The following is a 15,031-nucleotide window of genomic DNA, read 5'->3' as shown; positions in this document are numbered from 1 at the left end:
TTTTCATTTTCTGAAACGAATTCGCACCTGTGCAACAAGCGTCTCCTTCAAATTTTTTCAAAGTTATACCAAATATTTTTTCGTTTCAGGAAATTTCGATCCTCGCAGACACTTCTCCGAAACAGCGGTCAACCGGCAGCGCATCATGGACAAGGTCGATTACATCATCGTGGGAGCCGGCTCGGCCGGATGTATCCTGGCGGAACGCCTGAGCGCAGATCCGCAGACGCGTGTCCTGCTGCTGGAGGCCGGTGGGTCCGATGCCTCACCCTGGGTGTCGCTGCCACTCGGCTATGGCAAGCTGAATTCCGACCCAAAACGCACGTGGCGCTTCATGACCGAACCAGACGAAGGCCTCGGCGGGCGCAGTGTCTACTGGCCCCGCGGTCGATTGCTGGGTGGCTCCGGCTCGATCAACGCCATGGTCTATTGCCGAGGTCTGCCTGGCGATTTCGAAGACTGGGAGGCCTCCGGCGCGGCAGGTTGGGGCTGGGCGAATGTGAAGGCAACTTACGAGCGCCTTGAAACCCGGGTGACCTGCGAGGGTGTGAAGCAAGGCGAGGGACCGATCCATATCCAGAATGTGTCCGACCAGATCCACAGGGTGAACCGGCACTTCTTTGCCGCGATCCGTGAAGTGGGCCTGCCATGGAGTGACGACTTCAACGGTGATGCTCCTGAAGGTGGCGGCATTTACCAGATCAACACGCAAGATGGCCGCCGGTGTTCGTCCGCACGCGCCTATCTCCATCCTGCCCTTGCCCGCAAGAACCTAAGCGTCCGGACACAGGCCCAGGTTGCCCGCATCCTGTTTGAAGGAAGAACGGCTGTCGGCGTCGAACTCCTGAGCGGGGAAACCCTGCTTGCCGGCCGAGAGGTCATCCTGGCGGCAGGCGCAATCGGTTCGCCGCAACTGCTTCAGGTTTCCGGCATCGGCCCGGGAAGGTTGCTGAGTGAGCTCGGCATTCCAGTGATCCAGGCCAATGACAATGTCGGCGGCAATCTGCAGGATCATCTGGCTGCGAATTTCACCTTCCGCGCCAAGGAACCGACACTCAATGCGATCCTGCGTCCCTTGCTGGGCCAGGCCCTGTCCGCCATGCAATATGCAGCAACCCGCAAGGGTCCTCTGGCTCTATCCGTCAACCAGTGCGGCGGATTCCTGCGCTCACGTCCCGAGCTGAGCCGGCCGGACCAGCAGCTCTATTTCAATCCGATCAGCTATCGCCTGAGGCCTTACAAGGACAAGACACGGTTGAGCATCGATCCGTTCAACGGCTTCATCATTTGCGCACAGCCGGCCCGCCCGACGAGCCGCGGCCGCATCGACATCAAAAGTGCCAATGCCAGTGCAGCGCCTTCGATCCAGCCCAATTCGCTGGCGACCGAGGAAGACCGCCAGACCGTGATCGACGGCGGCAAGCTCTGCCAGAAGCTGATGGCAAGCCAGGCCTTGAGCGCGCTTGTCGAGCACCCCATCGCTCCGAACCTCGGAGAACTCGACGGCGACGGCATCCTGGCGGACTTCCGCACCCGGGCCAGCACCGTCTTCCATCCGGTATCGACTTGCCGCATGGGCGAGAACCGCGAGACAACCGTCGTCAACAGCCGGCTGCAGGTGCACGGAATTGAAGGGCTTCGCGTTGCCGACGCCTCCGCCTTTCCGAACATCACCTCCGGCAACACCAACGCCCCGACCATGATGCTGGCTCTCAAGGGAGCCGATCTCATACTTGAAGACCAGAAGCGAGCCCTCTCATGACCGTTCAGGACATCGCCCAAGACTATCTGACCACCGGCAAGCTGGATGCCTTGCCCGGCGGGCATTTCATAGCCGGCAAACGCACTCCGGCCTCGAACAAGAAGATGGAAAGCTTCGATCCGGGCCGGGCGGAAGCCTTTGCCGAATTTTCTCTCGGGTCCGACACCGATATGGATAACGCCATCGACGCTGCCGAGAAAGCAGCCCTGCATTGGCGGCAAGTCTCACCGGCAGAGCGCTGCCGTATCCTCAACAATGTTGCCCGGGTCTTCCGAGACAACGCAGACCGGCTGGCCGTGATAGAGGTGGTCGACAGCGGCAAGACGCTGGCGGAGGCCCAGGGTGACGTTCAGTCCTCCGCGCGCCTTTTCGAATATTACGCCGGCGCTGCCGACAAGCTCGATGGCCGATCGGTCAATCTTGGTCCGGCCTATACCGCCTTCACCGTGCGCGAACCGGTCGGCGTTACAGGACACATCATTCCCTGGAACTATCCCACCTCGACCTTCGCGCGTGGTGTCGCCCCTGCCCTTGCCGCGGGCTGTTCCGTTGTTGCCAAGCCGGCCGAGACCACGCCCTTTACCGCGCTGGTCATGGCGGAACTGCTTTGCGAGGCCGGGGTGCCGGAAGGGCTGGTGAATGTGGTCACCGGCCTGGGCAGTGATGTCGGTGCGCAGATGGCGCGCGATCCACGCATCAAGCAGCTGACCTTCACTGGCTCCGTCACCACCGGTATCAATGTTGCCCAGATGGCTGCCCCGAATGTGACCCGCCTGACGCTGGAACTTGGCGGCAAGTCACCGCTGATCGCCTTTGCCGACGCCGATCCGGAAAAGGTCGCCGACGGAGCCTACTGGGCAATCTTCTCGAACTCCGGTCAGATCTGTTCGGCCGGATCCCGGCTGATCCTGCATAAATCGATCCGCGACGAAGTGCTTTCCATCCTTGCCGAACGAGCCGCCAAGATCAGGACCGGTCACGGACTGACGGCTCCGGACATGGGGGCCATCAATTCCGAGCTTCACCTGTCCCGTATCAAGGCCCATGTGGATGCCGCAAAGGCGCGCGGTGCCAACATCCTGACCGGCGGCGACGCGACCGGCGACGCAGAGACGGGCAAAGGCTGGTTCTTCCAGCCAACGGTAATTGCGGACCTTGCACCGAACGATCCGGCAATCCAGGAAGAGATCTTCGGCCCGGTCCTGTCGGTGCAACTGTTCGAAAGCGAGGAAGAAGCCGTTGCCCTAGCCAACGGCACGGACTTCGGCCTGATTGCCAGCGTCTATACCAATGATGTCGGGCGGGCGATGCGGGTTGCCGGCGCGATGGATTGCGGCCAGGTGTCAATTAACGATTATTGGGCCGGGGGGCTTGAGCTGCCTTTCGGCGGCAACAAGAAATCAGGTTACGGCCGCGAAAAAGGCTGGGAAGGCCTCGACGCCTATACCAAGGTAAAGTCCATCACGATCAGCAACGCGAGCTAAGCGGACCAACATGAAACTCGACCAAATCGAGACCTTCGTCGTCGAAAACGCCCCGCCGCGCCATGGCGGGCGCTACTTCATCTTCGTCAAGCTGGTGACCGCTTGCGGCATCATAGGCTATGGCGAGATCTACAACGCCACCTTTGGCCCGCACCTGGTGGTCGACATGGCGAAGGACGTGTTCCAGCGCCAGTTCGAGGGCGAAGATCCGCATCATATCGAGAAGCTGTGGCACAAGACCTATGGTGCCGGATATACGCAACGTCCTGATGTGACCGTGATGGGCGTTTTGTCAGGTCTGGAAATGGCTTGCTGGGACATCATCGGCAAAGCCGCCGGCAAGCCGGCCTATCAGCTTCTGGGCGGTAAGGTGCATGAGCGCCTGCGCTCCTACACCTACCTTTATCCCTCCGATGGCGATGTCTATCCGGACCCGTCGAAACCCAATGTCTACAACGATCCGGACATGGCGGCCGAAGCGGCGGTCAAGGCCGTCGACCAGGGTTTCACGGCGGTGAAGTTCGATCCGGCCGGTGCCTATACGATCTACGATGGCCACCAGCCGAGCCTTGACGATCTGGAACGCTCGGAAGCCTTCTGCCGGCAGATCCGCAATGCCGTCGGCACGAGGGCCGACCTTCTTTTCGGTACCCACGGACAGTTCACCGTTTCCGGAGCCAAGCGGCTTGCACGCCGGATAGAAGGATATGATCCGCTTTGGTTCGAAGAGCCGATCCCGCCCGAAAAGCCGGAAGACATGGCCGAGGTTGCGCGGTTTACCTCCATGCCAGTTGCGACGGGTGAGCGTCTGTGCACCAAATATGAATTCGCCCGCGTGCTTGAAACCGGTGCGGCCAGTATCCTGCAGATGAACCTTGGCCGCGTCGGCGGCCTTCTGGAAGCCAAGAAGATTGCCGCCATGGCGGAATGCCGGTCAGCGCAGATCGCCCCTCACCTTTATTGCGGACCGCTGGTGGCGCTCGCAAACATCCAGCTGGCAACCTGCAGCCCGAATTTCCTGGTGCTGGAATCCATCCGGACCTTCGACGGCTTCTATGCCGAGCTCTTGAAGACGCCTATTCGATGGGAAGACGGCTACGTCATTCCTTCAAGCGAACCGGGCCTCGGGCATGATCTGAACGAAGACGTCGCGCGGGCCCATCCCTATACCGGCAATGAATTGCATCTCGGGTTTCAGGAAAGCCCGGCTTTGCCGCTATAAGGGGATCAGGGCCGGCAAGGCGGTATTCCTTTGCCCGGCCCGTGCCTTTGTCATCTCATGGTCAAACCATGTGGTGACGGGAAAGAAGGTTGCCTCAGGCCACCTTGCTGATCAGGGTCATGTCCTGCGCGGGCTCAGCGGGCGGAACCGGTTCTTCGACCCGGATGGCGGTTGATGCCATCAAGGCACGGCGGACGTCGGCCACCGGCATGGGCCTGCCAAACAGGAAGCCCTGAACCTCGTTGCACCCTTGCGAAGCAAGAAAGCCGAGATGGTCTTCCGTTTCCACACCTTCGGCCAGCACCGGAATATTGAGACTTTCACCCAGGATGATCGTTGCCTTGATGATCGCTTCTGACTGCTTGTTGCCCCCGAGATCCTTGACGAACTCCCGGTCGATCTTGATCTTGTCGAACGGAAAGGCCTGCAGTGTGGCAAGCGACGAATAGCCGGTGCCGAAGTCGTCCATGGCGATGCGAATGCCGAGACGTTTCAGCTGGTGGATGATCTGAAGCGCGTGCGATGTGTCGGCGATGATGCCGGTCTCGGTGATCTCCAGTTCGAGACGCTCCGGCGACAGGCCGCTTTCCTTCAAGGCGTGGGCAACGATATCCGGAAAGCTGCTGTCGGCAAGCTGCACTGGCGCCACATTGACCGCGATCTTGACCCGGTTGTCCCAGGAAGCCGCCTCACGGCAGGCGCTACGAATGATCCAGGCGCCGATTTCTCGGATCTGGCCGGTCTCCTCCGCAATCGGGATGAACTCGAACGGCGGGATCATGCCACGCTGCGGGTGGTTCCAGCGCAGCAGAACTTCCGTGCCGGTGACTTCCCGGGTCATGACATCGTTCTGAAGCTGATAATAAAGCTCGAACTCGCCATTCTTCAGGGCATTGCGCAAGTCCATGGCAAGGGCGCTGCGCTCGCGGGTCTGTTGATCTAGCTCGACGTCATAACAAAGCGCGGCATTGCCGCCGGCAGCCTTGGCACGGTGCATGGCCCGCTCCGCGGCTTCGATCAGCTGCGCACCCGACGACGCGTGATCGGGATAGTTCGCGTAGCCGACACTGCAACTGACGCGGATTTCTTCGCCCTGCCATAGCAGTGGCTGAGCGACCAGCTTCTGGATGCGCTTGCAAAGGTCAAGGATGTAGCCCCGATAGTAGACCGGCTTGCCGACGATCACGAATTCGACGCCGCCGTTCCTGGCGATGTATTCGTCGGCCTCCAGGTTCTCCGACAGATGCTTGGCAACGTGCCGCAGCAGAGCATCTCCGCACGCATGGCCATGAACTTCGTTGACTTCCTTGAACCGGCTCAGACTGCAGTTGAGCACGACGACCCGGGCATTGTCGGCAGCATACCTTGTCAGGAAACTATCGAGATGGCGGTCGAGTGCCCGGCGGTTCGGCAGACCGGTCAGCGGGTCGTGATGGGTAATGTGGTTGACCCTGCTTTCGGCAACCTGGGAGTTCGCACTGTCAATCGAGTAGGTGATCATCGCCGACAGCAACAGGACGCTCATGGTGAAGACCACCGAGATGCCGATCAACTGGTTGGAGACAAGGTCCTTGACGCTGCCATCCAGTCGCAGGGGCAGAATTTCGACACCAGCCATCGCAACAAAGTGCAGGCTGGCCACAGCCAGGATCAGGCTGAGTACAGCCCCGTATTTGCAGTAGCGTGTCACCGGGCGGGCGACACGGCTTGTGGCAATGAGGCAGAAGACGCAGGCCAAAACGACGGAAACCACCACGAAAGGCGTCGACAACATCATGATGCCGGATATCTGAAGCGCCTTGATTCCGATGAAATGCATCGCCGCAATAGAGGCGCCAAAGATGACACCCCCGACCTCGATAAGTGCCGAGCGCTGGGAGATGCTACTGACGAGAAGTCCTGCTGTCGTGCCGGCAATGGCGATAACCAGCGAGAAGGCCGTCAGTTTGAGATCGTAACCCAGAATGAACGGGCTCTTGTAGGCGATCATGGCAACGAAGTGCGTGCTCCAGATCGTACCGCCGGCGATCAGGCCGGACAACAGCAGCCAGAGATACTTGAGATCGCCCTGCGTCCGCCGGACACGGGCGAACAGCCGCATAGTCAAAACGGCACCGACCGTCAGGATTATTACCGCCAGGGCAACAAACAACGGGTCATGCTCGAAAGCTATGCAAGACAGGACGGTTAGCATCATCAACTCCAGATGATGCAAGATAGCGTTTTTCTGCTCTAAAGTAGTAAAAACACCTATATCCCATGCAATATGGATAACAGTTGGTAAATTGTTTTAACTGATTGTAAATGCGAGAATATTTTCCAGAAACTGTACGCTTTCGATCCAAGACAGTTTGCTTCGATTTTTACCCGTTTACCATTCCCGTATTGCGCAGCACAAAGCGAAGCAACACGCCATGCGGGAACAGGGGATCATAACGATTTCGGCCGCCGGGATCGCTCCCGGCGGCCGAAACTTCAAGACCTGGTGACAAATGTCAGGCTGCGGTTTTCGCCTTGAACTCGATCCTGCGGCGATGCAGCACCGGCTCGGTGTAACCATTTGGCTGGCTGGTGCCTTCGAACACCAGTTCGCAAGCTGCCTGGAAGGCGACCGAGCCGTCGAAATCCGCCGCCATCGGCCGGTAGAGCGGGTCGCCTTCATTCTGGCCGTCAACGACAGCGGCCATGCGTTTCATGGTCTCCAGAACCTGCTCACGGCCGACAACGCCATGGTGCAACCAGTTGGCGATGTGCTGCGAAGAAATGCGCAGCGTTGCGCGGTCTTCCATCAGGCCGACATCGTTGATGTCCGGCACCTTCGAACAGCCAACGCCCTGTTCAACCCAGCGGACGACGTAGCCCAGAATGCCCTGGGCGTTGTTGTCGAGTTCTGCCTGAATGTCTTCCGGTGCCCAGTTGGGACGTTCGGCAACAGGAATGGAGAGAATGTCTTCCAGCTTGGCGGAAGCGCGGCTCTTCAGCTCGTTCTGACGATCCTTCACGGCGACCTTGTGATAATGCAGCGCGTGGAGCGTTGCAGCGGTCGGTGACGGAACCCAGGCCGTATTCGCTCCGGACATCGGATGACCGATCTTCTGCTCCAGCATGGCATGCATCAGGTCAGGCATCGCCCACATGCCCTTGCCGATCTGCGCGTGGCCCGGCAGGCCGCAGGCAAGTCCGACATCGACGTTGTTGTTCTCGTAGGCGCTAATCCAGGTCGCGGCCTTCATGTCGCCCTTGCGGATCATCGGGCCGGCTTCCATGGACGTGTGCATTTCATCGCCGGTCCGGTCGAGGAAGCCGGTGTTGATGAAGAACACCCTGTCCTTGGCCTGGCGGATACACTCCTTCAGGTTCACCGTGGTGCGGCGTTCCTCGTCCATGATGCCCATCTTGAGCGTGTTGCGCTCGAGGCCCAGCGCATCTTCAACGCGGTTGAAGATCTCGCAGGCGAATGCCACTTCTTCCGGTCCGTGCATCTTCGGCTTGACGATATAGACCGAACCCGCGCGGCTGTTGAGCTCCCGGCCGTTCGGACCAATGTCGTGCAGCGCAATCAGGGAAGTGATCATGCCGTCGAGGAGACCTTCCGGCACCTCGTTGCCGTCCTTGTCGAGCACGGCATCGTTGGTCATCAGGTGGCCGACGTTGCGGATCAGCAGCAGCGAGCGACCGTGCAGTGACAGCGCGGAGCCGTCGGGAGCGGTGTAATTGCGATCGCCATTCATGCGGCGGGTAACGGTTTCGCCGCCTTTGACGAAGGTTTCTTCCAGATCGCCCTTCATCAGGCCAAGCCAGTTGGTGTAGACGACGACCTTGTCTTCAGCGTCGACAGCGGCAACGGAATCCTCGCAGTCCATGATCGTCGACATGGCCGATTCCAGGATCACGTCGGCGATATGGGCGGCATCGGTCTTGCCGATCGGATGCTGCGCATCAATGTCGATTTCAAGGTGCAGACCGTTTCTGACCAGCAGGACCTTGTAGGGAGCCGCGTTGTCCCCGGAATAGCCGGCAAACTGCGAACCGTCGGCAAGGCTCGTGGAGCCTGTCTTGGTGGAAAGAACCAGAGCTTCGCCTTCAACGGCAAATCCGGTCACGTCGGACCAGCTTCCATCAGCCAGCGGTGCAGCCTCATCCAGGACCTTGCGTGCATAGGCGATCACCTCGGCACCGCGTGCCGGATCAAATCCCTTGCCTGCCGGCAGAGAGCCCATCGCATCGGTGCCGTAAAGTGCATCGTAAAGAGAGCCCCAGCGGGCGTTGGCGGCATTCAGCGCATAGCGCGCGTTCATCACCGGAACGACAAGCTGCGGGCCCGCGACAGAGCCGATTTCCGGATCGATGTTGGCGGTACCAACGGCAAAGTCCGCACCTTCCGGCACCAGGTAACCGATTTCCGTCAGGAAGGTCTTGTAGCCGTCCATGTCCGGAGTCCCGGGGTTGGCCTTGTGCCAGATATCGATCTTTTCCTGCAGGCTGTCGCGCTTTGCCAGCAGTGCCCGGTTCTTCGGTGCCAGATCGTGGATCAGGCTGGACAGGCTTTTCCAGAAATGGTCCTGATCGACGCCGGTATCCGGAAGGGCCTTTTCATTGACGAAGTCATAAAGAACCCTGGCAACTTGCAATCCATGGGCATCGACGCGGCCTGTCATCTGTCAGCTCCCCTAAACGAACTTGAATGTCTGATATTAGCCCGTGTTTTGGGGTCTTAACACGCAATCGTCAATTGCCGGGTCGATTGGATGACTTTTTCCATTTTGGAAAAGATCCAGATCATTATCTCCAACAGTATAAGTCGGTATACAAAAAGATAGCCCTTTGCCTGCGCCCGCCAATCCGTTACCGATGGGTTTCCACTCCATCTTCCACGCAACGGTTTTCATGTTTTCGCTGGTTAAACGTGTAGGCGACCTGACCTACGGCAACGCCCTGTTGATGCTGGCCCTGACCACGCTGTTCTGGGGCGGCAACACCGTCGCTGGCCGCCTTGCGGTGGGGGAAGTGTCTCCGATGGTGGTGGTGTTCCTGCGTTGGGTGATCGTTGCCGGCATCCTGGTCCCGCTGCAATGGCGGCACATACGTGCGGAGTGGCCCCTGATGCGGCCCTATTCCTTCCGCATGGTGCTGATGGCCGTCTTCGGGTTCATCGGGTTCAACACCCTGTTCTACATCGCCGCGACGGAAACCACGGCCGTCAACCTTGGCATTATCCAGGGGTCCGTCCCAATTCTTGTTCTGATCGGTTCCATGATTGCCTTCGGCAGCAGGATCCGAGCTCTGCAGGTGATCGGCATTCTGCTGACGCTTGCCGGGGTGACGCTGATTGCAGCCCAGGGCAGCCTGGACGTGCTGCTGGCGCTTGCCGTCAATCCGGGCGATGGCGTCATGCTGATCGCCTGTGTGCTCTATTCCGGCTATACGCTGGCCCTGCGTGACCGGCCCCAGGTCTCACCACTGGCCTTCTTTGCGGTTCTGTCCGGCATTGCGGCCATCACATCTCTGCCCGGACTTGCATACGACATCACCGCCGGCACCGTTCAGTGGCCGTCACTCCAGGGCTGGCTCGTGGTCCTTTATATCGCGCTGTTTCCCTCCTGCCTCGCGCAGATCTTCTTCATGCGAGGTGTCGAACTGATCGGACCGGCGCGCGCGGGGGTCTTTATCAACCTCGTGCCGATCTTTGCGGCCATACTGGCGGTCTCCATCCTCGGAGAACCGTTCAAATGGTACCACGGCACCGCTCTGGCGCTGGTTATCGGCGGCATCTGGCTGTCGGAGCGCAAGGCAGGTTAAGCGGATCGGCACAGTGCCGACCCAGTTGCAACCGGGTCGAGGCCCATTATCATTGCTGCCGTTTTGAGTTTTTTGGAAACACCTTTTCTATCTGACCGGGATTTCAGGCGTGTTGCGCAGTTTCAAAGGTTCTCTCCGCGTGCTTGCCCTCGTGGCAGCCACCTTGTGTCTTGTCTCGACCGCCGACGCCGGGCTGTTGTCACGGCTTGCGCGGGAAGCAGGCGATGCGGCGGGGTCCGCAGGCAAGCATATCGACACGCCCAAGCATCTTCTCGATGAAGGCGCTTCCCTTGCAAAGCGGTTGCCCAAGGTCACTGGTGCTGCATCCCTTGCCCTGATGCCGGCACCAGGCAACGCCTGGCAGCTTGTCACGCCTGACGGGAAAAGCCTTCAGCTCGCCTCCCTGCACGACTTGCCGAATGCCCTGGATGATGCCGCCAGACAGACCCACCGGCCACTGGCGGGTGATCTCCCGGGCAAGGCTCCTGTGCCCGACGCCCTGCAACTTGCGCTTCGGGAAACCGATTTTTTCAAACTTCGGGACCAGCTTGACAGCCTGCCCCCCAAAGCCCGGGCGGTGATGGTGAGGCCAAATGGCAAGACCTACGACCTGAAACCGATCAGCACTTCAAATGGCACACGGCTTGCGGTTGCGCTTTCTCCAGACGTCCTGATCAACCCGGCAACCGCAAGGGCGCTCGACGGAAACATCAGGTTCCTGTCCCGGCCGGTTAAACGCGCGGATCTCAAGATGGCGCGGTTCAACAGTTCCGAAGCAGTCAATGCGTCAGGTCCCGGAGACATGATTGCCGATCTGAATGCCGACATTCTGGCCTCCAGCCTGGCGAAGTACAAAAACAGGACGCTGGTTGTCACCGGCCGCATCACCCCGCACCCGCAAACCGGTCGCCCTCAGCTCAGCGTGCGTGACGGCAAGTCCGTGCGGGAAATCGACCTCGACGCATTTCAGAAGGCGGCTGAAAGCCAGCGGGTCAACCTGATGCTTGTGGAAAGCAAGTCACTGGTGCAGCCCGGCAAAAGCTGGTTTTCAAGAACAGCGCTCGAAAAACGCTTCGAGGCCGCGCAGTCGGCAATGACACAGGCGGAGCTGCTCAAGGCACTTTCGCCTCCGAACAGCACGACGCTGATCCACGCTGCCGATGAACGAAACTTCCGCCTTGTTACCGCAAGCCGTTTCAGCCCGGAGGCGAACGCCGTAACGACCTCGCCTCAGGTGTCTGCCACTGCCGGAGACGACTATACGCTCGCGGGCTGGTTGCTGGACGCAAGCTTGCGCACAAGTGTCAGGACCATTCACCGCAATGGCGAGGACCCCGAGCACACGGAAGAAGTCGAAAGCCGCTGGATACCCTGGATATCAAATTTCGACCTGATCCTGCTCTCGGTCCTTTCCGTCGTAACGCTGTTCATGAGCTGGTATCTCTGGCGCTGGTGGAACCGCTTCTGGCGCTTCGTGCTAGGCAGGCGTGCTGCCGCCGAAGCTCCCTCTTTGCCGCTCAAGCTCGTGAAGATCGTCTTCTTCCTGCCGTTTGCACTGATCATGCTGGTTCCGGCGATGATCTGGCTCTTTATCGGCGACTGGGTGAGATTTCTTACATGGCCGTTCCGAAAAGCATTCGGACGTTAACGCATTTGCGCGTAATCCTGTGCCCTATTGCCCGTAGCGGCAATAATTTTGGAAGGCCAATTTGAAATTGCCGCAATCGCGGTGCACCATAACGACATGGAAACTCCATTAATTACAGGCGCTTTCGCGCTGCTCCTGATTACGATTTCCCTGCTGCAGCCCCTTGCCAGACGGCTTGGGCTGGCGCCCAGCGTTTTGCTGGCCACGGTCGGCACCATGATCGGCATTCTGGCGATCTATCTGCGCTACACTGCCGAAACGAATGCCTTCAACGCTATTGCGGACGTCTTCATCAATCCCCCGCTGGATTCGGAGATGATCCTCTACATTTTTCTGCCAATCCTTCTGTTTCAAACCGCCCTCACTCTGGAAGTTCGACGGATCGTCGAGGACATTGCCCCGATCCTGCTGATGGCGGTTGTCGCCGTCTTCGTCGCAACAGCCTTCATCGGCTTTGCCCTTTATCCGCTGGCAACGCTGTTTTCGCTCACCGACATCACGTTGATCGCCTGCCTGCTGCTGGGCTCGATTGTCGCCACGACGGACCCGGTTGCCGTTGTCGCCATCTTCCGGGACATTGGCGCGCCCGCGCGGCTCGGCCGAATCGTGGAAGGCGAGAGCCTGCTGAACGATGCTGCCGCCATCGTAATCTTCGTCATCCTGCTGCACATGCTGGCCGGTCACGAGACCATGACCGTCGGCGAAGCCGCCATTGCCTTCTGCCGCTCTTTCGCCGGTGGCATCATCGTGGGTGCGCTGCTTGGCCGGATCGCGGTTTCCCTTCTGCCGATCATGCGCGACATTCCGCTGGCACAGGTGACCCTGAGCCTGGCACTGCCCTACGGCACCTATGTGCTCAGCGACCAGTTCGTTGATGTTTCCGCCGTTGTTGCCGTCGTCTGTGCGGGCACTGTGTTCAACCTTTACGGCCCGGCCCGCATTCAGCCGGCCAGCTGGCAATTTCTCCATGCGGTCTGGGAGCAGATCTCCTTCTGGGCTGCTTCGCTCATCTTCCTCCTGTCCGCCATCCTGATCCCGCGTTTCGTGGAAGGCTTCACGCCTGTCGACATCCTGTTGCTGTTCGTCGTCATCGTCGCCGCATTGGCCGCCCGTGCGGTCGTCATCTTCGGACTGCTGCCGGTGCTCAGCGTTTTCCGGATGGGACAGGCGGTCAACGACCGCTACAAGACGGTGATCCTGTGGGGCGGCATGCGCGGCGCCGTCACGCTGACACTGGCGCTCAGCGTGTCCGAGCATGCGATGCTCTCGGACGAAGTGTCGGTCTTCGTCACCAAACTGGCGACGGGCTTCGTCCTGTTTACGCTGCTGGTTTACGGCACCAGTCTGAAGCCGCTGATCCGGCTGCTCGGTCTCGACAAGCTGAATGCCCGCGACGAGGCCTTGCGAACACAATTCCTGGCCCTGGCTTTGTCAGACGTCCGGCACGAACTGGAAACCGCCGCCCGCAACTATCACATTGCACCGCGCGTCACGGACGATGTGCTGAAAGACTACGAAAGCCGTGCGGAAGCCGCAGCTGCGGAAACCAACAAGCTGGAAGAACTGAAGGACTGGGACCGCGTCCGCATTGGCCTGATCGCCCTGGCAGACCGGGAACAGCAGCTCGTGCTGGAGCATTTCCACGAAAAGACCATCTCCGGACGGTCTGTTTCGCGGTTCCTGGCCCTGACCGGACGTACCGGCGACCTGACACGAAGCGACGGCCGGTCCGGCTATAATCAGGCTGCGCGTCAGCCGTTGAAATTCGGCCTCGGCTTCCGCCTCGCCCAGACACTGCAGCGGCGGCTCAGGATTGCCCGGCCACTGGCCATCCGTCTTGCCGACCGGTTCGAATTCCTGCTGGTTTACCGGATCCTTGCCGACGAGCTTGTCGACTTCAACAACAAGCGGATACGCCCCCTGCTCGGTGACCGTGTTGCCGACATTCTGCAGGACACCCTGGCGATCCGGCAGGACGAGACCCTTGCAGCCATCGATGCCCTGCGCCTGCAGTATCCGGACTACGCCGACGCCCTGGAAGGACAGTTCCTGCGCAAGGCCGGCGTCCGGCTGGAAGAAACCGCCTATGACGAAGCCAAGGAGCAAATGCTGATCGGCACCGAGCTGCATCGCGACCTTCTGCGGGATGTCGAGCGGACCCGAAAAGCCTGTCACACGCGGCCTAAACTCGATCTTGGCCTGAAGACCCGCGAACTCGTCAGCGCGCATCCGCTGTTTGCGGACCTCACCCGCAAGCAGCAGAAGGCCATTCGCCGGATGATGCGGCCGCAATTCGCGACGCCGGGCGAGAAACTGATCCGCAAGGGAGACCGCGGTGATGCTGCCTATTTCATTGCGTCCGGCGCAGTGGAAGTGCGTGCACCCAGCCACAACATCCGTCTTGGCCGCGGTGACGTGTTTGGTGAAATTGCGCTGATGACCGGCGGCCGCCGCAGCGCGGATGTCGTCGCACTCGGGTATTGCCAGTTGCTCAGCCTCAGGGCGCAAGACTTCAAGGCGCTGCTGGCCGAAAACGAGGACTTGCGCAACCACGTTGCCATGCTGACCAAACGGCGTCAGCTGATGAACCTGGACGACGGTGAAACGGAAATGGAAGACCCTGTCTTTCCCATTTTCACCGAGATCAGAACCAGCAACCAGACCGGTGAGGAGCTGTCCCCGGAGACCGTTCTTGCGGAGCCCGATGCAGGAGAAACAGAAACCGAAATTCTCACCTTTGATGAGGCGGACGCGCAGAATGACCCTTCGCTCATGGAGAAGTTGAGCGCGGCGGATACCGTCACTGCAACGCCCGAAGAGCCGTCTCAGTTGGAGACGGACAAAGACAGCCACGCCGAAGAAGGCGAAGAAGTACAGGAAGTCGCCAAGAGCGACGCCAGCTCTGCCGATGCGGAACCGGAAAAGGGGGGTGCTGAAGGCACGCAGCCACGCTCGAAAGGCTTTGAAGCTTCTGCAGCGGACGCATCAGCACCGGACCAGGGCAAGACGGAACCAACTGAAGAGGCCGCCGCCACGAGCAAGCCTGAGGAAACTCGAAAGCCGAAGACCAAGACCCGCGAGACGGCATAGGCCCCTGTTTGGAATACAATCGCCGC

8 protein-coding genes are annotated in these 15,031 nt (G+C 59.9%); 6 read left to right on the top strand and 2 right to left on the bottom strand.

Features of this window, described 5'->3' with window-relative positions:
- Nucleotides 1-145 precede the first annotated feature (145 nt).
- Genes ACVDG9_RS05220 through ACVDG9_RS05210 form a run of 3 tightly spaced genes read left to right on the top strand, consistent with a single transcriptional unit; the run spans nt 146 to nt 4,468 of the window.
- Nucleotides 146-1,762, top strand: coding sequence for a GMC family oxidoreductase (locus ACVDG9_RS05220; RefSeq protein ID WP_447237424.1), 1,617 nt, complete (start codon nt 146-148; stop codon nt 1,760-1,762).
- Nucleotides 1,759-3,246: an aldehyde dehydrogenase family protein gene (locus ACVDG9_RS05215; RefSeq protein WP_447237423.1), complete on the top strand. Its 1,488-nt coding sequence runs from the start codon at nt 1,759-1,761 to the stop codon at nt 3,244-3,246. Before ACVDG9_RS05220 ends, ACVDG9_RS05215 begins: the two co-directional genes overlap by 4 nt.
- A gap of 10 nt (nt 3,247-3,256) precedes the next feature.
- On the top strand, nt 3,257-4,468 hold the full coding sequence (locus tag ACVDG9_RS05210; protein WP_447237422.1) for a mandelate racemase/muconate lactonizing enzyme family protein: 1,212 nt from the start codon (nt 3,257-3,259) through the stop codon (nt 4,466-4,468).
- 94 nt (nt 4,469-4,562) lie between these two features.
- Here the strand turns inward: ACVDG9_RS05210 and ACVDG9_RS05205 are convergent, their stop codons facing one another.
- The gene (locus tag ACVDG9_RS05205) at nt 4,563-6,665 is read right to left on the bottom strand and encodes a putative bifunctional diguanylate cyclase/phosphodiesterase (protein ID WP_447237421.1); all 2,103 of its coding nucleotides are present in this window, start codon (nt 6,663-6,665) and stop codon (nt 4,563-4,565) included.
- Nucleotides 6,666-6,963: 298 nt separating this feature from the next.
- A complete protein-coding gene (locus ACVDG9_RS05200) occupies nt 6,964-9,126 on the bottom strand; it encodes a malate synthase G (RefSeq protein WP_075283297.1) in 2,163 nt (720 codons plus the stop codon).
- A gap of 229 nt (nt 9,127-9,355) precedes the next feature.
- Between ACVDG9_RS05200 and ACVDG9_RS05195 the strand changes: the two genes are divergently transcribed.
- The 3 genes from ACVDG9_RS05195 (at nt 9,356) to ACVDG9_RS05185 (ending at nt 15,005) form a co-directional block, all read left to right on the top strand.
- Nucleotides 9,356-10,267: a DMT family transporter gene (locus tag ACVDG9_RS05195; RefSeq protein ID WP_189640185.1), complete on the top strand. Its 912-nt coding sequence runs from the start codon at nt 9,356-9,358 to the stop codon at nt 10,265-10,267.
- A 109-nt stretch (nt 10,268-10,376) separates the two neighbouring features.
- Nucleotides 10,377-11,915 (top strand): hypothetical protein, encoded by a 1,539-nt coding sequence (locus ACVDG9_RS05190; RefSeq protein ID WP_447237420.1) that lies wholly within the window; start codon nt 10,377-10,379, stop codon nt 11,913-11,915.
- Nucleotides 11,916-12,011: 96 nt separating this feature from the next.
- Nucleotides 12,012-15,005: a cation:proton antiporter gene (locus ACVDG9_RS05185; RefSeq protein WP_447237419.1), complete on the top strand. Its 2,994-nt coding sequence runs from the start codon at nt 12,012-12,014 to the stop codon at nt 15,003-15,005.
- Nucleotides 15,006-15,031 lie beyond the last annotated feature (26 nt).

The organism is Roseibium sp. RP-7 (genome assembly GCF_053005225.1).
This window is presented reverse-complemented; position numbering and strand designations above follow the sequence as displayed.

Excerpts from the sequence above, each read along its gene's own strand:
- ACVDG9_RS05220 (WP_447237424.1), top strand. The coding sequence starts at position 146 with ATGGACAAGGTCGATTACATCATCGTGGGAGCCGGCTCGGCCGGATGT.
- ACVDG9_RS05215 (WP_447237423.1), top strand. The coding sequence starts at position 1,759 with ATGACCGTTCAGGACATCGCCCAAGACTATCTGACCACCGGCAAGCTG.
- ACVDG9_RS05210 (WP_447237422.1), top strand. The coding sequence starts at position 3,257 with ATGAAACTCGACCAAATCGAGACCTTCGTCGTCGAAAACGCCCCGCCG.
- ACVDG9_RS05205 (WP_447237421.1), bottom strand. The coding sequence starts at position 6,665 with ATGATGCTAACCGTCCTGTCTTGCATAGCTTTCGAGCATGACCCGTTG.
- ACVDG9_RS05200 (WP_075283297.1), bottom strand. The coding sequence starts at position 9,126 with ATGACAGGCCGCGTCGATGCCCATGGATTGCAAGTTGCCAGGGTTCTT.
- ACVDG9_RS05195 (WP_189640185.1), top strand. The coding sequence starts at position 9,356 with ATGTTTTCGCTGGTTAAACGTGTAGGCGACCTGACCTACGGCAACGCC.
- ACVDG9_RS05185 (WP_447237419.1), top strand. The coding sequence starts at position 12,012 with ATGGAAACTCCATTAATTACAGGCGCTTTCGCGCTGCTCCTGATTACG.